This window comes from Fuerstiella sp. (assembly GCA_022447225.1).
Taxonomy (GTDB): Bacteria; Planctomycetota; Planctomycetia; order Planctomycetales; family Planctomycetaceae; genus S139-18.
Map to the genome: position 1 here is coordinate 158481 of JAKVAZ010000010.1, position 21949 is coordinate 180429.

General features: G+C 53.2%; 18 protein-coding genes. 11 read left to right on the forward strand and 7 right to left on the reverse strand.

Translation table 11 applies throughout. The features are described 5' to 3' along the window. Position 1 precedes the first annotated feature (1 nt). From MK110_12710 to MK110_12720, 3 genes are all read right to left on the reverse strand, one after another. Positions 2-889 carry a recombinase RecA gene (locus MK110_12710; protein MCH2212158.1) on the reverse strand — a complete coding sequence of 296 codons (888 nt, stop codon included), beginning with the start codon at positions 887-889 and terminating at the stop codon, positions 2-4. A gap of 68 nt (positions 890-957) precedes the next feature. Beyond that, positions 958-1725, reverse strand: a complete 768-nt coding sequence (locus tag MK110_12715) for a potassium channel family protein (protein MCH2212159.1) — start codon at positions 1723-1725, stop codon at positions 958-960. Then, positions 1722-2294 carry a hypothetical protein gene (locus MK110_12720; GenBank protein MCH2212160.1) on the reverse strand — a complete coding sequence of 191 codons (573 nt, stop codon included), beginning with the start codon at positions 2292-2294 and terminating at the stop codon, positions 1722-1724. Before MK110_12720 ends, MK110_12715 begins: the two co-directional genes overlap by 4 nt. Positions 2295-2762: 468 nt before the next feature. Between MK110_12720 and MK110_12725 the strand changes: the two genes are divergently transcribed. Beyond that, positions 2763-4121, forward strand: a complete 1359-nt coding sequence (locus MK110_12725; GenBank protein ID MCH2212161.1) for an aminotransferase class III-fold pyridoxal phosphate-dependent enzyme — start codon at positions 2763-2765, stop codon at positions 4119-4121. 76 nt (positions 4122-4197) lie between these two features. Here MK110_12725 and MK110_12730 read toward each other — a convergent pair whose 3' ends face one another. Both MK110_12730 and MK110_12735 read right to left on the reverse strand, forming a co-directional pair. After that, positions 4198-5928: a hypothetical protein gene (locus MK110_12730; GenBank protein ID MCH2212162.1), complete on the reverse strand. Its 1731-nt coding sequence runs from the start codon at positions 5926-5928 to the stop codon at positions 4198-4200. Between the two features lie 74 nt (positions 5929-6002). Beyond that, positions 6003-6740 carry a hypothetical protein gene (locus MK110_12735; GenBank protein ID MCH2212163.1) on the reverse strand — a complete coding sequence of 246 codons (738 nt, stop codon included), beginning with the start codon at positions 6738-6740 and terminating at the stop codon, positions 6003-6005. Positions 6741-7561: 821 nt separating this feature from the next. Between MK110_12735 and MK110_12740 the strand changes: the two genes are divergently transcribed. The 5 genes from MK110_12740 (at position 7562) to MK110_12760 (ending at position 13797) form a co-directional block, all read left to right on the forward strand. Continuing rightward, positions 7562-9292 (forward strand): hypothetical protein, encoded by a 1731-nt coding sequence (locus MK110_12740; GenBank protein ID MCH2212164.1) that lies wholly within the window; start codon positions 7562-7564, stop codon positions 9290-9292. A gap of 182 nt (positions 9293-9474) precedes the next feature. Further along, positions 9475-11253 carry a DUF1549 domain-containing protein gene (locus MK110_12745; protein ID MCH2212165.1) on the forward strand — a complete coding sequence of 593 codons (1779 nt, stop codon included), beginning with the start codon at positions 9475-9477 and terminating at the stop codon, positions 11251-11253. Positions 11254-11382: 129 nt separating this feature from the next. Then, entirely contained in the window at positions 11383-12663 is a 1281-nt protein-coding gene (locus tag MK110_12750; GenBank protein ID MCH2212166.1) for a DUF1501 domain-containing protein, read from the forward strand. A gap of 133 nt (positions 12664-12796) precedes the next feature. Then, positions 12797-13063, forward strand: a complete 267-nt coding sequence (locus MK110_12755) for a hypothetical protein (GenBank protein ID MCH2212167.1) — start codon at positions 12797-12799, stop codon at positions 13061-13063. Between the two features lie 329 nt (positions 13064-13392). Then, entirely contained in the window at positions 13393-13797 is a 405-nt protein-coding gene (locus tag MK110_12760; GenBank protein MCH2212168.1) for a hypothetical protein, read from the forward strand. A gap of 284 nt (positions 13798-14081) precedes the next feature. Here MK110_12760 and MK110_12765 read toward each other — a convergent pair whose 3' ends face one another. Next, positions 14082-14633 (reverse strand): hypothetical protein, encoded by a 552-nt coding sequence (locus MK110_12765; protein MCH2212169.1) that lies wholly within the window; start codon positions 14631-14633, stop codon positions 14082-14084. 771 nt (positions 14634-15404) lie between these two features. On the opposite strand from MK110_12765, the gene nusB reads away from it, so the two are divergent. From nusB to MK110_12790, 5 genes are all read left to right on the forward strand, one after another. Next, complete coding sequence (gene nusB, locus MK110_12770; protein MCH2212170.1) at positions 15405-15857, forward strand: transcription antitermination factor NusB; 453 nt, start codon at positions 15405-15407, stop codon at positions 15855-15857. A 113-nt stretch (positions 15858-15970) separates the two neighbouring features. Beyond that, positions 15971-16306: a histidine triad nucleotide-binding protein gene (locus tag MK110_12775; protein ID MCH2212171.1), complete on the forward strand. Its 336-nt coding sequence runs from the start codon at positions 15971-15973 to the stop codon at positions 16304-16306. Between the two features lie 158 nt (positions 16307-16464). After that, positions 16465-17484 (forward strand): DUF3500 domain-containing protein, encoded by a 1020-nt coding sequence (locus MK110_12780; GenBank protein ID MCH2212172.1) that lies wholly within the window; start codon positions 16465-16467, stop codon positions 17482-17484. A 61-nt stretch (positions 17485-17545) separates the two neighbouring features. Further along, on the forward strand, positions 17546-18808 hold the full coding sequence (locus MK110_12785) for an insulinase family protein (protein MCH2212173.1): 1263 nt from the start codon (positions 17546-17548) through the stop codon (positions 18806-18808). 161 nt (positions 18809-18969) lie between these two features. After that, entirely contained in the window at positions 18970-20244 is a 1275-nt protein-coding gene (locus tag MK110_12790; GenBank protein ID MCH2212174.1) for an insulinase family protein, read from the forward strand. Between the two features lie 103 nt (positions 20245-20347). Here the strand turns inward: MK110_12790 and MK110_12795 are convergent, their stop codons facing one another. Next, positions 20348-21304 (reverse strand): D-2-hydroxyacid dehydrogenase, encoded by a 957-nt coding sequence (locus MK110_12795; GenBank protein MCH2212175.1) that lies wholly within the window; start codon positions 21302-21304, stop codon positions 20348-20350. Positions 21305-21949: the final 645 nt, after the last annotated feature.

Here is a 21949-nt window from a genome sequence, read left to right on the forward strand (position 1 = left end):
GTTAAGGATCGAAGGTGATTCCGGATTCCGTGATGGTAAATGGCAGAATAGCTTCTTCACATGCACTGCCACGATGTTTGGCGATGAACAGTGCGCGTCCAATCTTTGAGCCTTGGCGAGTTTTTCCAACCAGGATAACCGTATTGGCGTTGGAAAGGACATCTCCCGACTGCAGAGGCCGTTCAATCAGGTCATCAAGCATAACTTCATGGCTGGTATACGACAGCATCCCGCTGATCCCGCTGCAGTCATAGGCGTGCTGCTGCACCCGATCCTGCTGAGCACGATAGTGGACACGGAACAAATCTCTGGCCAGCCAGTCGTGTTCCTTTCGCAGGATCTGGTGGTACACATAATCAAACAGATGGAATTGAAACGAGTCGCTGTCCTGTTCTGTCGGTTCCACGCCGTCAACCACAGCCCTGCGGACGCCGTGTATGAAGTTGCCGTAGAAAAAAGCAATCGTCTGATCCAGACGCCGCATCAGATCTGCTTTGAATTCCTGCCATTCTTCCGGCTGCATGTCGTTGATGGTGACGCGCCGGCCGCCGCGGTCAAACACATGCAGGTAATCACTGCGGATATCTTCTTCGTTCCAGACAACGTCAGGATCGATTCGATCGACCAGCTGCCGATTCTGAATGGACCAGTTGTGAATCCGCTGTGCATAATCTGACTGGTTCTGAGAATCACCGCGTGTGGTAAGGTCGAAGATGATACCTCGCTGCCCTTCCTGGTGTTTTCCGGCGTTGCAGTAGCTAAGCGCAAGTTGCGTCTTGCCGATACCGGTGGCTCCCATCAGCACAGTCAGCGTACCTGGGATGAGACCTCCTCCAAGGGCGTCATCCAGTCGTTTGATTCCGGTCGAGTGACGTGGTGTGTCTGACATGCTGTCATTCTGTTTACGGACCGAGGATCAACCTGAAAATCAGTGACATCCCGACAGCACGGATCGCTCTAACCTTCCCGGTCGTGTCGTTCTGCCATGTCGTTTGTGATGTGCAGTCCAACCAGACGAGCGACGATTACTACCAGGTAAAGTTGACCGATCAGCGCTTCAGCAGTAGTCAGCATACGGGCCGGCATCGAAACCGGTGTGATGTCTCCGAATCCCAGTGTCGTCAGTGTCACGAAGCTGAAGTATAACGTTGTGGCGGTGGTCTCGTCACCGAACCGCATGTTCCGGTCAGGGAATTCAGCAGAAGTTCCGGTGTTGATTGCTGCGCTGTTGAATTCAACCAAAAGAGCATAGCCGGCGGCAAAGACGATTCCCGTCAGCAGATATCCGCACAGTGATGCAGCGATCGTGTCGTAATCAACTCGACGAGCACGAAATAAAGAACGGATGATTAAATGGATCACATGGATCAGCAGTATAATCGTTAAAATTTCGTGAAGAATCCGCAGTTGGGCGGAATCGACCAGATGAGCCGGTGCGCTGAGTATGATGCATGCAAGTGAAAGGAGAATGGCAAAACGAGACTGATGTTCCTTTTCACTGACAGTCAGAGAAGCGGCGATCAGTACAGTTGCCAGCACTCCCACCAGCAGGACAGCGGCCAGTGTTCTCCCGAGCTGGTTTTCAAATGCACCTACGAACGGTGCTGTAAACAACAATAGTGACAGCGCAATCAACAGCCGGACGAAACGTGCCTGATGCATACGCCTCAGCAGCGATTGTTTTCGGGAATCATCGCAGTCAGTGATCGGGTTGATACTGTTCATGCAGACTCAACCTGGACCGGGTGCACACCGAACGTCTCGACAAACAGAGCATAAAGTGAGGGAACAACGAGCAGCGTCAGCAAAGTGGCGACAGTCAGTCCGTGAATCATGCACCAGGCCATGCCCTCCCACAGAGGTCCGCCACCGGTTGCCAGTCGCATCGGCAACGATTCCTTAAGGCCGATCACCGCGGCTTCCCAGGCAACTTGAAAATCACTGGGAGGATCAACCTGAGCAGCCACAACGACTTTGTCTGCTTCCCGAGGAAGATACACGGGGCTGTTGGCAGAATTCTGCGGAGTTGCCCAGTCATTTGACGTGGCTATATTGCTTTTCAAAACTCTGTCCACATCGATCACGAGGACCGCATTGGCACCAGTCGGAAGGGCTTTGGCCAGGTCGCGAAATTCAGAGGCCGCACAAATAACCTGGGGCACAAGCAGTATTGTCAAAACGCCAAGTCTGATCATCAGACTGAGTTTTCCTTCATCTGATACTTCGGCTGATTTGCGAGCCGCCAGAATAGCATCGCCCGGTCTCAGTTTAGAGTCAAGGCGTTGGACGAACACTCGTACGGCGGAATTCCAGGATCATGTGATGTCAGAAGGCAGATGTTTGATATTCGATGTTCGGGCTGCAAGTTGGCCAGGATGCGCTGCTTAGCGCTTCCTCTATTCGTAAAGACCTTTCAATCAGCAGACTCCCGGCACACTGTGGTTTATTGCATCACACTCTCTGTTAGTCACGGCCGAAATCTTATGTTATCCGGGGCCGGCGAAAAATTTCCTGGCCTGTCGTGTTCGTGGGTAAGGTTCCGCATCCGAAAGTTGAACGGAGCTGATGCTGCAGCTGTTTGGAGATTATGCGATCAGGTTGATCGTAATCATTCATTCTGGTGTCTTGCTGATTGGGTTTATCACTGCGAAGATAGGAGCCGGGTTGATCTCTGGCTAACGATTGTCTCCTGTTTTAGTGTCCACCGGCAGGGGCCCTTGGTTGTGTCTGGTTTGCCAAATTCAGTTGAGTAAGGTCAGCAGATGGAACACAGCAACAGAATCTTTGACACGTACCGGCAGAAGACACAAGGATCTGTCGATCTGTTTGAAGCCGCCGGTACCGTGCTTCCTGGCGGAATTGCGCATGACTCCCGATATATTAAGCCGCATCCTGTCTATATCGATCATGCCAGTGGTTCACGAAAATGGGATGTCGACGGCAATGAGTATATCGACTATTTCGGCGGGCACGGTGCTCTCCTGCTGGGGCACAATCATATTGATGTTACCGCAGCGGTGAAGGCTCAGTTGCAAAAGGGAACGCACTTCGGCACCTGTCATGAACCTGAAGTGATGTGGGCCAAGCAAATTCAGAAGATGTTGCCCTCAGCTGAACTCGTTCGTTTCACCAGTTCCGGTACTGAAGCAACGATGCTGGCGTTTCGTCTGGCCAGAGCATTTACCGATCGACCAAAGATCCTGAGGTTTAAAGGTCACTTCCACGGCTGGCAGGATCATGCCGCATTCGGTGTGAGCTCGCACTTTGACGGCACTCCAACTCCCGGGATTCTGCCTGAGTTGAGTCAGGGAATTGTCCTGGGGGCAACGGAGTCCATTCAGGACGTCCGCCAGCGTCTGCAGGAACGTGACATCGCTGCCGTTATTTTGGAACCAACCGGCGGTGCGTGGGGACGATTTCCATTGTCGGAGCAATTCGTTCGTGATTTGCGTGTCGCCACGTCGGAAACAGACACGCTGCTGATCATGGATGAAGTTATCAGTGGTTTCAGGTGTTCACCAGGTGGTGCGCAGGTCGAACTCGGAATAACACCGGACATCACAACTCTTGCCAAAATTCTTGCAGGCGGGTTCCCCGGTGGGGCTGTCACCGGACGACGCGACGTCCTTGGACTTCTCGACATGGATTACGGCAAAGACGATGGCCGTGAAAAGGTTCCTCATCAGGGAACCTACAACGCTAATCCGGTATCCGCAGTGGCGGGACTCCGGACACTGCAGATCATTGAGGAGACTGACGTATGTGAACGGGCAAGTGCAGTTGCCTCACGATTGCGTGCGTCCCTTAATGACATCTTTCGTGAAGAAAAGATCCCGTGGGTCGTGTACGGGACCCACTCGGGTTTTCACATCTGCACTAATCCTGAGAGTATTAAAATTCCCCTGAGTGAATTCAATGCCCGAATATCACCCGAACAAATCAGGAACCAGGATCCAGTCCTGATCGGACTGTTACGGGTGGCCCTGTTGATCCATGGCGTCGATATTGCCAAGTGGCCTGGTGGTATTGTCTCTGCAGTCCATTCGTCGCAGGACACGGACGAAACGACAAACGCGTTTCGGCAGTCCGTTAAAATGCTTCGTGGCAGCGGTGTCATCTGAAAACAAGGGGAGATTCCATTGCCGAAATCCCGGAGCAGCCGGGCGGTGAAAAACTGAGACGCTGTCGGTCGGTCTGTCAAACTCCGCTGGTTTCTGAGGGACCGACGTCGAGATCCTGACCTCGATGAAAATTCTTCCCCATCAGGTATTTAATCTCCAGTTCCACGTCCCTCACAAAAATTTCATCAGTCAGTTCCGGGTCACGGCGAGTGAGCGTCACTTCAATGCTGTTCCTGCCGTTTTGCGGCCAGTGTTCGCGGTTCAGTCGGAAGATGAACCAGTATCCCGATCCGGTGCGATAACGCGGAGCACTCATCCGATACATCTGGTTGATTCTGCGAAGCGATGTCTCAGGCAGCAGCATTCCGTTCAGACGGAAGTTCAGTGTGTCGAGTTCCGTGGTATTCATCACTCGCAATCGCAGTAAAACGTCATGCACACGCCCCGCAGTGTCCCATCGCGGCAGGTTATCAGCAATCTCCAGTTCCAGGGCAACCGGTCGACTGACTTCGAGCTTCGCAGGAAGTTGTCTGGTTAACCCACGGTTGTTGAAGCGGCCTGCGGTGGTGGGGATATGATAAAACTTGTCTTTGGCGCCCATAATGTCGGGATGAGGCAGTTCACGCAGCTTTTCGTAAAATGAAGCATCATAGGGCCAGTTGCCGTGCCACTGAGAGATATAAAGGCCGGCGACGCCACACTTCCAGAAACTGCAGGCTGCCGCGCGGATCATTTCAATGGGAGCTTCTGCGAGTCGATCGGAATCCAGGTGGCTGTCAATGGCAGCATGAATGCGACACTGCGAGTTGCCGGCTGACCTGACAAGTGAGCTGATATCGTCCAGCAGCCATCCTTCGTAAACGAGGAAGGTTCCGTTCGGATCCATCAATTCAGGCTGCGCGAGCTTGTGGGCGACGATCACATCCACGATGCCTTGTTCAATCCATTTCAGTGGATCCAGTCCCCGGGACAGACACGTTTCAATGTTTGACGGAATGCTGATGACCAGTTCCCGTTGCGAGCCACTGCGTTTGACGGCTTCATGCACCCGTGCAATCCATTCGGTCATAATGTTTCGACCCGCTGTGACTTCGTCCGGGTGAAAATAATACGGCCAAAAATTTAACTGCAGCTCAATCCCGTCAACCGGGTACTGAGTCAATACTTCATTGATGATGGCAAACCGTTCATCCCGGACCTCACGGTGTTTGAAGTCAGCACAGTTGTAACCGGGGAAATCCTGACGGACTTTGCCGCCGCCGATGTCCAGTTGCTTATTGTCCAGCCGAAAATTTGAACTGCGGATGTCATAACCACGACCGCCACGCACTCCACTTTCAAGCTGCATCAAAAGCGTAGGGTACAGCCGCATGCCTTTTTCGTGAGCCCGCTCACAGACGATTCTCAGTGGGTCATGTCCCTGATCAATCAGCCCTTTGGCGTTTTGGTAGGTGCGTCGGAAGATCTGGTGCGTCCAGGCATCCACGTTATGGCCCCATAATTCGCCAGCCTTCGTGTCGTGCATCATCGTTCGCCCGTCACCCAGACAAAACATCAGTGCTTCGACCGGTGTTCCCGCCAGTTCATCAACGGCGGCCTCACATTCCTCTTTCTGCATCGGTGGTTCGTACATGTAGAACAACGGGTGGCGACCGTCGTGGTAAAACATAATCTGTGGCGGAGAATCCGGCGCTGTATTCGGATCAGGAGCGTTGTCTGGTTTGCCTGTACTTAAACCCGTTTCACTTACGATCCCGGCACCAAAAGCGCCTTTCATGAAGTCTCTTCGGCTGTCACTCTGTGTCATCGATCTGCCTTTCCGTCAGTCAGTTTCGCCGGGAGTCCGGATTGTTGTCTGCTTGTGATTCGAATCAGTGAGTTTCAGTCAGTCTGGACCCATCCGGCGAAGTACTCCGGTGACCACTTTCGGGTGAGAAATATCTTTCTTTGTGCATACATTCCGTGGGGCAGACACTCTTCACCTTCGATCCAGGCTTCGGCAGCTTCCAGTGTCGGCAGTTCGATAATCCAAGCTCGGTGCCAGTCGTTCTGCGGTGTGAGGAGCTGGAAGGCTTCCAGGCGTATCAATCCGTATTTGCGGGCGATACTCTGCATGAGTTGCCCGTGTTGGGCATCGCCACGAACGTCTGCTGAGAGTGATTCTGCCCCAGGCCTGTACCGAGCAAACATCAGCACGACGATACTGTCCCTGTCCGTCCACAACTCCGGAACATTGTGGGGATCGACAGTCAGAGGAACAGTCGCAGAGACTGGTCGGGGGCCCCATGCGTTGAACACGTCGGGCTGCAACTGCTGCGATAAGAAATACTCGTAGTAGCCATAGCGACCATACGGCGGGGCCATCTCTGCACGAATCCACCGCTCGGCACCTTTTATCTTAGGGAACTCAATCAGCCAGAAACGCTGCCAGTTGTCCTGGGGGCCGATGAGGCGAAATCCTTCGAGCCGACTCAGTTGGTGCTTCTCGGCCACCGTCAGCATCAGGTCAACATGAATTTGAGAGAACTTACGCTGATCTGTGTCGGATAACTCGTACCATGAGGGCAGCCGTCCACCCTTGAAAAGTACAACAATGTTGTCAGTGTTGCCGGCTGGCATATCTTTTTGATCTCCCCTGCCGGACAGGTGGACGGGTTAACTGACACAACGATCAAGGCATTGGTAATCAGACTGATTGAACACAAGTATGATACCCTCAGTTGATGCCCGATGTCTTCCTGTCACCGAATGGTGATTGCGTAAACGAGTTCCGGATGATTTGAGGTTCCGCAGATCGCGGTGAGGATCGTTTTCCAGTGATGTACAGGATTCTTCACGGGGCCTGTTTACCGGTGACCTTTCCGTACGATGCTGTAAAGTGAATTGAATCCATCCCTTCCCCGTCCATGCTGCCGGATATTGTGTATATTTGCAATTACGGTGTAATGATCATGGGCTGTTCCATGGTGATTTCGCAGCGAAAGAGTCCGCAGAAACACAGATGCACCTCAGAAAAATGTTGCGAGCATCTTTACTGATGGCCGGATTCAGTGCCAACACGTTCGCAGAAACGATCATTCATGCAGGTCGCTTTATCAATGGTCATGATGGCGTGGTCCATCAGAAAATGTCAGTCCGGATTAACGACCGTGCGCGACGTTGGAGACAATAGAGTCAGTTCAGTTTTACAGCGCAAAGCAATCGATCAGGGCTGGATTAGCGGCCCGTGTATTTTCACGTCCGGCATGTTGCTGGCGACCACAGGGCCTATGTCGATGGGACGAATGGTTATGTGGACATTGGCAGACTCCGCTTCACCGAATTGTCCGATTTTGCTAAACCACCCCAAGTTCAGAACCCTGGGCAATTTGCATCCGGTGTCAATCTGAAACTTTTTCCCTGCATGTGATCGTCAAATCAACAGGGAGACTGACCGCAAAATGAATGTCGTACTCGGATTTGTGTTCCTGCTGTTCCTGCTGCTGCTGGTGATGATCTTTGGCGAGCAGTTGAGTGTTTTTGGTGGTTTTTACGGCCGCTGGTTTACCGCACTTTCAGAGTTCATTGCGGATCTGTGGGACAGCATGTGCGAGGGAGTCGATCGCGTCTGGTGCTTTGTGCTGGAACACCTCTGGTGGGTGCTGGCAGTCAGTTCGGGAAGTGCCGGAGTTCTGATCGTCGCATGGATGTTGTTTGGAGGAATTGCAGAACAGGCGGCCGCCAATCTGTTTCAACGTTCCGGACGGATGAATGCGGGAGGCAGCCTGGACGGGCCCACAGAAATTCAGTCTCAGCCATGGACCGAACGGCCAAATGATTCAATCCGACGCAGAACTCTTCCTGACTCTCATGTTGTGCATCAGGAACCGTCAAATCGTCGACCGGACGTTGACCGGATCCTGAGCCAGAATCTGCTGCCAGGCCGGGAAACCGGTACACCGGGCAGGTCTGCTTCCGATAATGCTGTACTGTCCCCGATCGACATGGTTCGCGGGAGGGATTACTTCAGACGAGGATTTGAGGATCTCGACGATCTTTCGGACGGGAATTCGGAGTCCTTCGACGGAAACCACAGTGACATGGCGGTTCTCGAACCCGAAACACGGATTGTTCCCCGCCTTCGAACACCACAGTTTTCACGGCAAAGAGAGGAACAGTACGATGGCGACGTCATCGTGGAGACTTCCGGGGTCGTTACAACATCCCAAACACTAAAAGACGAAATTGAATCAGCGCTGCGTCAACTCAGATTTACGCGGCAGGATGACTGGAAACTTCGAGATCGGCTTCCTGATCGAAGCCTTAATTTTTCGAACCTGACGACAGAGTTGTTTTCGGTGCACGAAGCCAGCGTTGACGAACTTGATGCTGTCAGGTCGCGTGTAAGTATTGTGCCTGGTACTGATGTCGGTGCCAGTGATCTGCACATCCAAAAGAGTATGGCTGTCGCAGATGGTACAAATTTGTTCGACATTCAAATCAGTATCACGAATCAGTCTTCGCAGCAAATGAGTGGTTTGCTGATCCACGAACGACTTCCGTATCCGCTGGAGGCGGTGTCCGTTGGGCAGCAGGGTGTTTGTCGTGATTCAACGGTGACCTGGGTTGTTGACGGCCTTCTTCCGCTGAATGAAAAAATTCTGCGAGTTCGTGTGAGGTCCGATTCCGGTCGTTTGTTTCCGCCTCCGAAAACCGTGATTTCAGCAGTTGCGGCGGTTTCCTCTGAGGTTGTCGTCGGGTCGGAACGGCAAACGGACTATCCGACAGGCCGGCCGGATGTGCGGCTCACCATGCAAGATTTCCCCCAGGTCGCCTGGTTATTCGACGATGTTGAGATTCCGTTTCGACTGAGTAATGTGGGTTCACAAACAGCAGCCGAGGTCTTGCTTCGTGTTGAGCTGCCGCGTGGGTTGTCTCACCGGGATATCAGGGACGATGATGTCAATCGGAGACTTTCTTTGATCATTCGCAATCTCGAGCCAAACACCAGTCGCGTTAAGATGCTGAAGGTGCGTGCCTCTGATGCGGGAGAGCATATTGCTGTCGTTGATGTTTCAGCCAGTGGCAGCGAACCTGAATTCACAACATTCAGAATTCGGGTCCAGGACGACAGACAGGACGACGCGAAGGAACTCCGGCCATTTTCTCCGGAAAACGACGGATCACGGTGATTTCGTCTTCGCTGACGGGGTGTGTCGACCGACATCTCAGGCACAGAATTAATTGGCCCTGACCCGTTTTGCGTGTTTTCTTCGACACTGTGACCGCCCCGGCGGGTTTAGCTCAGCACAGGCTCGATGAGAGCCTTCATTGTCTGGTGCAGGCCGTGATCTGACACAAGAAAGGTATCTCCGTGAGAATTGTTTACCTTGCCGTCATTCCTGTCATCGTTGCCACATCCGGTACGGCAGCTGAACGGTCCGTCGGTTCGGCGGGAAAGTCAGCCGAAGTTGACCGACTGATTTATGCCGATCATTCTGCTGCGAGCGTAGACCGGATTGACGATGCAAATTTTCTGCGCCGAATCTCACTGGACCTGATCGGCCGCCCGGCCACACCGGGAGAAATCACTCGGTTTGGGCTCTATCCTTCGTCTGAAAAGCGAATGGAGGCAGTCAAACGACTTCTGAATTCTCCGGAATATGGTGAAAACTGGGCGCGGTACTGGCGCGACGCGATATTGCTTCGGGCAACGAATGTTCGTTCCGGACTGGTCCGACAGCCATTTGAAAAATGGATGGCTGAGAAGCTGAATAGTAACCGCCCGTGGGATCAGATTGTCGAAGAATTGTTGACTGCTACCGGGCAGGTCACAGAAAACGGGGCAACAGCGCTACTGTTCGCACATGAAGGGGAGCCGGAGGAGGTGGCTGCCGAGGCTTCGAGGCTGTTCATGGGGATCCAGATTCAGTGTGCCAATTGTCACGACCATCCGTGGGACCGCTGGAAACGTAAAGAATTTCACGAACTGGTCGCATTCTTTCCCCGTGTCAGTGTACGACGAGATCGCTCGATGGATGTTCGCAACGCTTTTATTGTTGCGTCGGTGAACGGGAATCAGCGACGACGCCGGGGCGTCTCTGAGTTTCTGCTGACGCGACTCGACAGGAACGAAGATGGATTGATTTCAAGGAACGAGGCTCAGAAGTCACCGCTGCGACGACTGTTTTCCAACGATCAAATCATGCAGCGCACTGACAGGAACGGTGATGGAAAACTGACGCTGGAAGAAATTAGAACAGCCGAACCCCCTGGAAATAACCGACCGGGTCGGGGAAGCGCAGAACATTTCATGCCTGATCTGGAGAATCCTGCCCTGGAAGGAACCCAGGTCGATCCGATGTTTTTTCTGAACGGTCGTAAAATCAAGTCAGGTTCAGATGATCTGGACCGTCGATCGGCTGCCGCCGATCTCATCACCAGTCGGGGAAACCAATGGTTTGCAAAGGCCGTTGTCAACCGGATTTGGGCAGAACTGACCGGAACTGCGTTCTATTCACCAGTGGATGATATCGGTCCGGATCGCGAAGCCAGTCACCCAGCCGCGCTGCAAGCTCTTTGCGAGGGGTTTGTGAGCAGTCGTTATGACCTGAAGTGGCTGGTTGAGACCATCGTGGCGACGGATGTTTATCAACGCAGAATCAGGACTGATGTTGAGGGATTTGCGTATCTGGAACCGGCCGTTTTGAGATCTGATCAGCTGTACGCTGTGTTGTGTCAGTCCCTTGGTGTCGACGGTATGCGGCTTCCTGTCGAAGGTCGACGACGGTTTGATCGGGGAGATCCCGGGCGAAGCGCGATAGCTGCCACCTTCGGTTTTGACCCCTCAACACCGCGCGATGAGGTAACCGGCACGATACCTCAGGCGCTCTTTCTGATGAATTCACCGCAAATCAGTCAACTGATCAGCGGACGAGATTCTGACAGTCCGATTGCCGGAATTCGACAACGGGTGTCCTCTGACGAGGAAGCTGTCTGTGAATTATATCTGACGGTTCTTGGACGAGAACCGACGACCGGAGAACTGGCCGTGTGCCGTGAATTTCTGCAGGACACCGTCGGCAGTACCGAAGCGCTGGAGGACGTCTTATGGGTGTTGTTGAATTCCAGTGAGTTTCGAACAAAGCGTTAAAGATGTGGTTTTCCGGCTGTGGGCCGGCGAATGACACAGGACTCTGTGAAGAGTTCTTGAAGTTATTGGGAATTCCGTTTCATTGTTTGATTGATTTCCTGTTTTGGCAGCATTCATCGGAGCGCAGTAATGAGTACCCATTTCGTTGACCAGGTCAGTGTCTCAGGCAGCCATTTTACTCGGCGACGTGCTCTCCAGTTGGTCTCCAGTGCGGCAGTTGCTGCCGGTACTTCGGGCTTCCACGAACTCATGGCCGATCAGGCCGAGTCACTCCGCCGTGAAGGTCGTTCGATGATTCTGCTGTGGATGCGGGGCGGCCCAAGCCAGTTTGAAACACTGGACCCCAAGCCCGGTACGGAGAATGGCGGTCCCACTGAAGCGATCGAAACCTCTGTGCCGGGAATTCGCATTGCCGACAATTTTCCTCAGTTGGCAAAAGTCATGGATGATGTCGCCATCATTCGTTCCATGACAAATAAGGAAGGCAGTCATCCTCGTGCGACTTACCAGATGCACACCGGTTATCTGCCGGCCGGCAGCGTCAGACATCCTTCACTGGGGGCCTGCGTTACTCAGCAGCTGGGCAATCCAGAAAGCGAGTTGCCATCTTTTGTATCAATCGGAAGTACTCTGGGGGCGGGATTTCTTGGAACGGACTATGAACCTTTCGTAGTAGGCAACCCAGGAAAGTTACCGGCCAATGTCGCGCTTCCGACATCCCGTAACCGGTTTGCCCGCCGCAGGAAACTTCTGCAAAGACTGGAAACCGAGTTCTCTGAATCGGGTGCGAAACAGCTTGTCGAATCGCACCAGGCGATCTATCGCAAAAGTGCCCGCCTGGTACTCAGTCCTGAAGTGAAAGCATTCGACATTGCAGATGAGAACAGCGGGCTTCGCGATCGTTATGGCGATGACAGTTTTGGTCGAGGCTGTCTGCTGGCCCGCCGACTGGTGGAACGCGGTGTGACATTTGTTGAAGTCCGTTCCGGCAACTGGGATACCCACCAGAACAATTTCGAACAATGTGCGGGGAACGCCGGCGTTGTTGATCCCGCCACCGCAACGCTGATTGCAGACCTCAAAGACCGCGGCATGCTCGATCGGACACTGGTCGTCTGGATGGGCGAATTTGGTCGCACGCCAAGAATCAATCCTCGAAATGGTCGCGATCATTATCCTCGAGTGTTCAGCGCAGCAATTGCCGGTGGTGGAATCAGGGGAGGACAGGTGTACGGGGCGTCAACGGCGAATGGTACGTCCGTAGAGCGTTCCCCGGTCACCGTTCATGACCTGTTCCGTACAATCTGTCGTTCAATGAAGGTTGATGCAAACCATGAAAATATCAGCCCGCTGGGTCGGCCGATGAAAGTTGTTGATGGCGGTGAAGTGATTCCCGGATTACTGTCCTAAGCGGCAGTCCGAAGGTGACTGTGCTTGCGGCGGGCCGAGACGAAAACAACTTGACTGGTACCTGTCAAGAGATCAGATCCGGCGTGTCGCATTCAGGCGGCCTGATCGAGACGTTGCAGTACATGTCCCGGAAGTGAGCAGATTCTGTCGACAGGTATATAACGATCAAATTCCGTTTGACGAACATTTTTGTGCGGACGACGACAAATACTATTGCGCCAAATTTGTCGATCTCGTATTCCGTCGACAGGGAGTTCCGCGTTGTAAGCCCGTTCCAATCAACCATCTGCCAAACATTGAGACGGTTTCCGGAATGAAGGTCGTCCTGGTAAAAGCACGGGCTCCAATTTCGGAGGAACAGGATGTGATGTTACCCGGCGATGAATCGTACGGGATCTGATCCAGTCCGGACCTGAACAGGTACTCCGTCATAATCCGGACAGCCGCCCCGTTAAATCTGTTGATCGGTCGTCAGGCTGCTGAGCCTGGTTATGTGTCCTGACAGAGCATTTTGCCAATTATTCCGACTTCCTGTAATTCAGTGTGAGTGCTCCGTTTTCTAACCTGATCATGCCGTGCAGGATCACACTGCCGGAGCAACCGGTCCTCTCGTTAAAGTTGGCCGGATCATCTGGCGCATCATTCTCCTGCCAAAATTCGATCGAACCGCCATGCCGCGACTGTCGATAAGTCTTTCAGGAAACTTTGACCAGGAACGGACGTTGACTGATGAATGCCCGAATTTTACTCCTGATGCTTGCTGTCGGCCTGTTCATGGTCGCGTGGAACGGTGACCAGGCGTACAGACAGGAGTACCTTGCACAGCGACTGCGACAAAAGTCCGTTTCAGCAGTCGTCAGTACCGGTGACGATCGAAGAACAATCGTTCGTTCTTTGACAGAGGCCTCAGTTACCCGACATGTGCAAACCTCGATATCCGACAATCGGCATGTTGTGACGCAGTTTCGACCGGATGGCATGGCGACAGGTGATTACCGCGGTGTCAGTGAGACAGGCGAGACGTTTGAGCTAAGAGTAGACAACAGTACAAACGCTGCCATCCGGGAATTTTATGTTGCGGATTCGCCGGCGGGAATTCGTTGGTACTTTGTTCGAATCAATTCGACCAACTGACACTCCGGCTGATCCACGGACCGGAACATCCGGGTATTGCCGCGGATATGATCTTTTTGACACCGGTCAGGGACAGTTCGCGAAACCTTCAGACGCGTAATCGACAGTCCTCACGCAGAATACCTGTGTCGCTGTCCGTAAGATGCCATCGCAGCAGTCACATCCTGCCGATCGCAGTCGTGGCGAGCTCAGGCTCATCAACGAACCTGCTGACGCCAGGAAATAAGTCACAGCGAACAGACGTTGGTGATTTGTTGTGCTGGGTCATTGTTGTCCTGAGTGGGTCAATTCAGGATCTTTGACGTGGCAGCGATGATCTGTCGGATCGCATCGTCGTTCAGTGTTCCCTTTGCAAAAGCGTGATTGCTCGTCACGTCGTTGTCCACCCACATCATTACCGTGACATCAGAATCTTTGTGGATGCTGTACCTTCGCGGGCCAGCCGATTTTCTGAATGTCGTCAGTGGGGTATGTGAGAGTTTCATTTCCTTTGCTGCGGCCACCAGCATTTTTTCATGGTTGCGGGGCTGGTCGCTCAGCAGTACCACGAAGGCCGCCATTCGGTGTTCCTCGTGGTTTTTACCGACAACGTAATCAATCTGTTTGATCAGGTTCTTAACACTTTCGTTCATGCTGCGGGTGAAAATGGTGACGACCGGTCGAAAACCATACTGGCATTTGTAGCACAACGCCTTTCCTGCATTCGGACCTGTTACGTCATTGACATAGAAGGCACCTGGCGAATCACCCACCTGAAGTCCTGATTCGAATTCTGCTGCCGCGGTCCCGACGGACATCAATATGAACAAAACACAGATTCCGACAATGGTTTTCATCAGATGCTCCTGGACGTCGCGACTTCGTTTGAGGTGCTTCGAGTCAGACTGCAGGTGGTTCACTGTCAGGGGAACCTGCGACAGGTGAAGGCTGCGATTATTCGACGGACAGACACGGCTGTCGACTGAAAAAACGGACGAGGCAACAAATCACCTGCCGAATTGCTGGAATCCTCTAAGTTTATCGGGCCGTCAGAAATTCACAAACTGTTCAGTTAAGTGACACACCACAGCTGTTTTGTCATCGGTAACGTTGCGGAGATTTATTCGGACCGAACCAGCAGGGGGCACCACAAAACCCTGCTGCGAAGCACAGCTCATATTGAACTGTTTCACAGTACGGAAGCCGGTAAGTACGATGTCCGATACCGACGAATGATTCCTCCATCGGTTACCGGCAATCTGATTTCGTCCGACATGAGTCCGCTGGCTACGGTTGCAATCGCTGCGACGCAACGGTCATGTGTGGTTTTACGGACGTGACCGCAGTTGGGGATTTTATTCCGTATCGTTTGGAGAATCCGGCAGGTGTGATGAGGAATCCGTTATTCTCCACAGGAATACCGGGGAACCGAACACTTTATGAAAGACATGGTTTCGGTGTTGAATTTGTGTTCTCCGCTGAATTCCTGCTGCCGGTTTGATCCTGCTTGACGGGATTTCCTGACGGCCTAAATTGTCGGAATGCTTCAGCGAGTCTTTATCGCGTTCCTGTCGGGTGTTGATTCCCTGTTACCGGCTTGTTCCTTTCAACTGATGACTGATTGTCCAATGCCGCGCCGCACTGATGCCCGAAAAACTGCGTTGCAGATGCTCTATCTGATCGACCTGAACCCGGATGCTTCGCAGGAACAGCTGCATCATTCAATTAAACAGGAATTGCCAAATCCGGAACTCACGGAATTCGCGGAGCAGATTGTGGCGGGGGTGCGCGCCCGCCGGTCAGTGATCGACAGTCTGATTGAGAAGACTTCGCAAAACTGGCGAGTCGGACGAATGGCTCCGACGGACCGTAATGTGATGCGACTTGCAGTGTTCGAAATGCATTATCTGGGTACGCCATCGCCCGTTGCAATCAATGAAGCAGTTGAGCTGGCAAAGGAATTCGGTTCTGCTAATTCTGCTGCGTTTGTTAATGGCATCATAGATCGTCTGACTCCGGAAGTACTGAAATCAAGTCCGGCGACAGGATCGGGCGAGACGGAAAACGAGAATTCCTGCTGACCACCCTTGCAGCCGGATTCGGGCGGGAGATTGCCGGTTCGTTACTGGCGTTCGGTCCGTGACCTGCTAATCTTTGAACCGACAACGCTCACGGCAGAAGGGTTCTTAACCGCGTGACCATCTTCAGAAAAATTATCAATCGCGAAATCGAAGCAGATATTGTTTACGAAGATGAGTTGTGCCTGGCATTCCACGATGTGAATCCTCAGGCACCCGTGCATGTTTTGCTGATTCCCAAGAAACCCGTCGAGTCACTGGACGTTATTGATGATTCTGATGCCGTGCTGGCTGGTCATTTGCTGTTAAAAATTCCTCAGATCGCAGCGACTTTGGGGCTGGCAGACGGCTACAGAACCGTGATTAACACCGGCCGTGATGGTGGCCAAACCGTATTTCATCTGCATATTCATATCATGGGCGGTCGCAGTCTGACGTGGCCTCCTGGTTGATTTATTTAATTGTCGATCTCCTTGGTTGATCTGGTCTTAAATTCCAGATACCGCACCCTGAATACTCAGAAACTCAGAAACTCAGAAACTCAGAAACTCAGAAACTCAGAAACTCAGAAACTCAGAAACTCAGAAACTCAGAAGAGGATTCTTTTTCGATGACGTTCCGCAATGTAACTGTTCCACTGCTGTCAATGACGCTGACAGGACTTCTTATGGCCGGGACTTCAGCGGTGGCCGGTGATCAGCCCGGTTTGGCCATGGCGGAAGCGGCCACCAGCTATCTGAGTTCACTGTCCAATGAGCACAGAGCGACGACCAAATTCGATTTTGATGATAAGGAACGGGTTAACTGGCATTTCATTCCTCGTGAACGTCTTGGGCTGGGATTATGGGATCTTGACGGCAAGGCTCTGACGAGTGCAGAAGCGCTGGTGGCAACGGGACTCACGGTCGCGGGATATCAAACATCACTCGAGGTCCGCAGCCTGGAAGAAGTTCTGTATCTGTTTGAATCCGGCGACGAAGCGGAACGACGCATGAAAAGGCATCCACACAGGTATTACATCAGTATCTTCGGCGATCCGTCAGGGGACGCCGTTTGGGGCTGGCGTTTTGAAGGGCACCACCTGTCACTGAACTACACGGTCAAGGGGAGTGAGATCCTCAGTTCCACACCCGAATTCTTCGGCGCGAACCCCGGGCTTATCGATGCAGGGCCGGGACGCAGTCTGCGAGTACTGGGGCGGCGTGAAGACCTTGCCCGGGCCATATTGAAAGCTGCGTCAACCGGTGATAAGACCAAAATTCTGCTATCTGCCAAGGCGCCGAAAGACATCCGGGGAGCTGGTGCCGCTCAGCCGGAAGTTGATGAACCTGAAGGATTGGCATTTGGCCGGATGAATCCCGAGCAGCAAAAACTCATGAAAGAGCTGATCGGTGAGTACCTCGCGGCGATGCCGGCAAGCATCGTTGCCAAACGCACAAAAGAAATCCACGACGGCGGGATTGACAATGTTTATTTTGCGTGGCGGGGTGGTTCCGAAATCAATGAACCCCATCACTACGTGGTCCAGGGACCGACTTTTGTGATTGAATACAACAACACGCAGAATCAGGCGAATCATGTGCATTCGATTTGGAGAAGTCTTGGCGGTGATTTCAATATCCCGCGTTGACCGCTCTTCAGAATCTGAGATTTGTGGATTCCGCCCGATTATCGGTTGAGGTTGTTTTCCTATGACGCATTCCTGTGTATCGACTCAGATACTCAGCAACGGGGTGACGGTTGTTGTCGAACAAATGGCAGACGTTCAGTCTGCTGCAGTCACGATCCTGCAGCCTGCCGGAAGTGTCTATGATCAACCCGGCAGGTCCGGTACGGCGGCACTCCTGTCGGAAATGCTGACTCGTGGTGCCGGCGGTTATTCGACTCGGGAGTTGTCTGCCTCGCTGGATAATCTCGGCGTTCAGCGCAGCGTCTCACCGGGACTCAGTCATTTGACGCTCTCGGCAGCCACGACTGCCGACCGCATTATTGATGCGGTTCCTCTGCTTGCTGCTGTGATGACGAATCCACATCTGGATGATGAGCATTTTGCGTCGGCGCAGGATCTTGTAAGGCAGTCACTGCACGCACTGGAAGATGAACCGCAGCAGCGATTGGGACAGTACCTGCGACGTTGCAGTTACGACGCTCCCTGGGGGAATCCGTCGGGTGGTACGCTGGAGGATATTGACAGGATCACGTGCGACGATGTTCGCCGGCACTTCAACACATATGCGCGACCACAGGAAACAATCATCGGTGTTGCCGGGAATATTTCGCCCACCCGGATAGGTGACGCCATTGAATCCTCCTTTGGCTCATGGACCGGTGGCAAAGGTGCAGATATCAGCACATCTCCGTGTGAGTCCTCTCCGAGTCATATCAATCATGAATCGGCTCAAACCCATATTGGTCTGGCGTGGCCGAGTGTTCCGTACGGCCATGAACGTTATTTTGATGCGTGGGCGGCAGTCAGCATTCTCAGTGGAGGTATGAGTTCCCGGCTCTTCACAAACGTCCGCGAAAAACGCGGCCTGTGTTATTCCGTATCTGCGTCACTCAACACACTCAAGAACGAAGCAAGAGTGTTTGGCTACGCGGGGACTACCACCGAACGTGCTCAGGAGACACTGGAAGCAACAGTGGCAGAAATCCGTGGACTGCATCAGGGACTCACGATTGATGAACTCCGTCGCTGTCAGGCCCAGGCCAAGAGCTCCCTGATTATGCAGCAGGAGTCGACCATGTCACGGTCCTCGTCACTTGCGCGTGATACCTGGCATCTGGGGCGGGTGCTCATGCCGGATGAGATACGGAACCGCGTTGACAAAATTACAGTCCAGGACGTCCATGACTACACGGTGGAGTATGCTCCAAAAGAAATCGTACTGGTCACGATCGGACCGGAACCACTCAATGCGGACTGTCTGCAGTCTGCGACGACGGCCGTGTAAAACATACCAGAAAACCAACCTCATTTGTTGTCAGTACAGCGATGGACGTGACCGACCTGTGTTTTCAGGAGTGACCTGGATTCAGGGACCGGGGCTGATTCACCGTTGATAAGACTGGAGTGACCTGACAGCTCTCCGGTCCGCTCACATCTGACATTTCGATGACTCACATTCTGTCGGGTCCGCCCGACGTACGGATACCACCAATGCAGTTTTACCGGCACCAGCTCTCCAACGGACTCAATATCGTTGCTGAACTCACTTCGTCTGTGCACAGTGTCGCCGCAGGATTTTTTGTGCGCACCGGTGCGCGTGACGAGACGGATTCAGTCTCCGGGGTTAGTCACTTTCTGGAACACATGGCTTTCAAGGGGAACGATCACTATTCGGCTGATGATGTGAATCGAATCTTCGACGAAGTGGGTGCCCGCTATAATGCCTCCACGGGCGAAGACGTCACAACGTACTACGCTGCTGTACTGCCGGAATACCTGACAACCACCATGGAAATGCTGTCAATTCTGATGCAGCCATCATTACGTCAGGACGACTTTGACACCGAAAAAAACGTTATCCTTGAAGAAATAGGCATGTATGAAGACATGCCGTCCTTCACGGCTTATGACAACGTCATGGCAACTCATTTTTCGGGTCATCCACTTGGACAGAGTATTCTCGGAACTAATGAGAGCATTGCGAACCTGACCGCCGATCAAATGCGGGCGTACCACAAACAGCAGTATCATGCTGCCAATATCACACTGGCCGTTGCCGGCAACACAGACTTCGCGTCAGTGCTGAGTCTGGCAGAGGAATACTGCGGATCGATTCCTTCCGGCACCTGTACACGCCGATTGCCGCCGGTTGAACCCCGGCAACGCAGCGAATTCATTGTGAAAGACGGAAGCGGCCACCAGCATGTTATGCAGATGGGTCAGGCGCCGCTGGCGTCGGATCCGCTGAGATTCGCGGCCGAACTTCTCGCGGTGATTCTTGGAGATGAATCAGGCAGTCGAATGTTCTGGGATATCGTGTATCCAGGTCATGCGGATGCTGCCGAACTGGGTTACAACGAGTATGACGGGGCAGGAACATGGATGACTTATCTCAGCTGCAATCCGGAACACACGTCAGAAAATCTGCAGCGGATGCAGAAAATATTTGACCTTGTGAACCGTGATGGTGTTACTGAACAGGAACTCGAACAGGCGCGCAACAAAGTTGCATCCCGCATCGTTTTGCGAGGAGAACGACCGATGGGGCGTTTATCATCGCTTGGCGGAAACTGGGTCTATCGCGGTGAGTACAGTTCTGTCGCCGATGATCTGGGGATTGTGCGGAACATCGGAGCAGCACAGATCCGGTCGCTGCTGCAGGAGTATCCGCTGACGGTCAACACCACCATCGGAGTTGGACCGCTTGAAGCGCTGTCATGAGATTTTGTCTTCGTTGGACAGATCCGCTGCCTGCCGCGTCAGCAGTTGATGCGTGAATCGTTGGTGGTTTCCTGCGAGTCTTAACGGCTGGCTCCGCCATATGTCAGGTTCCCGGGACCGGGTAGCCCTGCGACTGGTTCACCAGGTTTCTGAGCGGTTCCCCGGACCGGTAACGACGCAGATTGTCGCAAAAGAATTCCATCAGACGCCTTGAGCGGTCACCCGACCATCCTGCGATATGAGGTGTGATGATCAGACGCGGTGTCTCCCAAAGTGGATCGTCTTTCGGCAGTGGCTCAACGGCCGTCACGTCCAGTCCGGCACCCATGATGCGGCCTTCTTTAAGACATTTGATCAGGGCCGGTTCATCGACGATGCCGCCGCGTGCAATATTGACCAGAATTGCGTTTGGCTTGAGCAGCGCGATCTGCTCGGGCCCGATCAGTCCCTGTGTTTCTGCAGTGGCCGGACAGGAAACCAGCAGGACGTCTGCTTCGGCGACCAGGTCATTCAGTCGCTCAAGTCCCTGAAGGGACTCCACCTCGTCGGGTTTGGGGGGAGAATGCCGATCGACAGCAATGACGCGCATTCCGAAGGCAGCGGCGACCCGGGCATAACGACGCCCGATCCCGCCCAGGCCTACAATGCCGACCGTTCGGCCGTCCAGATCATCTGGGATGAACGGATCCCAGTCATGCTCGTTCTGCCGCTGCTGGAAAGTTTTCAGGTGACGGGAGACAGCCAGTGTCAGGGCCCATGCGGTTTCCACAACCGGCGCCGCATGCAGCCCGCTGGCATTTGTGACGATCAGTCCACGTTTGACGACGTCAGGAGTCAGTATCATGTCGAGTCCGGCAGCAGCCGTTTGAATCCACTTCAGTTTTGGTGCCGGTGTGAAAATCTCCGGTGAGTGATGGCCCATGAACACATCCGCGTCAGCCATTTCGGAGACGAGGTCCTGCTCCGCGGGCAGCACAACAGTACCGTCACCGGCTGCATCGATGAGCGCCGAGATGTGTTCATCTTTAAAACCGATAGGATCGGAAACGACAATCTTCATGGAACGGATCCTCGATGGTCACCTGTGTCCAGGGACGAGGTGAACGACAACACATGAGCCTGACCGATCGAACTTTGCGTCTGAAATAGACGCTTCGAACCAGTGCGTGACGCAGTCTGCAACTGCAGCAAATTCAGCAAATCACCGGATATTCGATAACGTATGCGAAGAACAATGATCGCAAAGTGCGAAACCGGGTGCCCACGATGATTATCTGAACGCACACTGTGAAACACAAGCGGACGTTCAGCAGGATTGGACACGGCTCGGTTTGGCTTCCTGAGGTGGACTGAGGGAGGATTTGATTTCAACAGCCTTCCATAACGGGAACCAGTGTCTGAGTGATCTCGTTTCAGTCAATGTGTGGTAGCAGGTGACAGACGCCGGACAGCAAGTTGCCGTTCATCCGGAACATTAGCGAATCTGAGACCGAAATCATCATGGCTGCTGAATGGAATCACAACACAGCATTTGGTGATCGTTGCGGGACAGCGGTTGGACATGTCGTCCTGTTCTGATTGATATTTCCGCCAAAGGAGAGTTGCCGACCGCACACGGCCAGTGCCCGGTGTGCGGCAGCCCTGTTTGTAAAAAGAGGTCACTTGCATCACGGGGCATACCAACCCTGCCCGACGGCGTTCGGAT

What these genes read in the sequence shown, in the direction of transcription:
- MK110_12735 (MCH2212163.1), bottom strand. Translation starts at nt 6,740, where the DNA reads ATGCCAGCCGGCAACACTGACAACATTGTTGTACTTTTCAAGGGTGGA.
- nusB (MCH2212170.1), top strand. Translation starts at nt 15,405, where the DNA reads ATGCCGCGCCGCACTGATGCCCGAAAAACTGCGTTGCAGATGCTCTAT.
- MK110_12780 (MCH2212172.1), top strand. Translation starts at nt 16,465, where the DNA reads ATGACGTTCCGCAATGTAACTGTTCCACTGCTGTCAATGACGCTGACA.
- MK110_12790 (MCH2212174.1), top strand. Translation starts at nt 18,970, where the DNA reads ATGACTCACATTCTGTCGGGTCCGCCCGACGTACGGATACCACCAATG.
- MK110_12760 (MCH2212168.1), top strand. Translation starts at nt 13,393, where the DNA reads ATGAATGCCCGAATTTTACTCCTGATGCTTGCTGTCGGCCTGTTCATG.
- MK110_12765 (MCH2212169.1), bottom strand. Translation starts at nt 14,633, where the DNA reads ATGAAAACCATTGTCGGAATCTGTGTTTTGTTCATATTGATGTCCGTC.
- MK110_12785 (MCH2212173.1), top strand. Translation starts at nt 17,546, where the DNA reads ATGACGCATTCCTGTGTATCGACTCAGATACTCAGCAACGGGGTGACG.
- MK110_12715 (MCH2212159.1), bottom strand. Translation starts at nt 1,725, where the DNA reads ATGAACAGTATCAACCCGATCACTGACTGCGATGATTCCCGAAAACAA.
- MK110_12740 (MCH2212164.1), top strand. Translation starts at nt 7,562, where the DNA reads ATGAATGTCGTACTCGGATTTGTGTTCCTGCTGTTCCTGCTGCTGCTG.
- MK110_12710 (MCH2212158.1), bottom strand. Translation starts at nt 889, where the DNA reads ATGTCAGACACACCACGTCACTCGACCGGAATCAAACGACTGGATGAC.
- MK110_12725 (MCH2212161.1), top strand. Translation starts at nt 2,763, where the DNA reads ATGGAACACAGCAACAGAATCTTTGACACGTACCGGCAGAAGACACAA.
- MK110_12795 (MCH2212175.1), bottom strand. Translation starts at nt 21,304, where the DNA reads ATGAAGATTGTCGTTTCCGATCCTATCGGTTTTAAAGATGAACACATC.
- MK110_12750 (MCH2212166.1), top strand. Translation starts at nt 11,383, where the DNA reads ATGAGTACCCATTTCGTTGACCAGGTCAGTGTCTCAGGCAGCCATTTT.
- MK110_12730 (MCH2212162.1), bottom strand. Translation starts at nt 5,928, where the DNA reads ATGACACAGAGTGACAGCCGAAGAGACTTCATGAAAGGCGCTTTTGGT.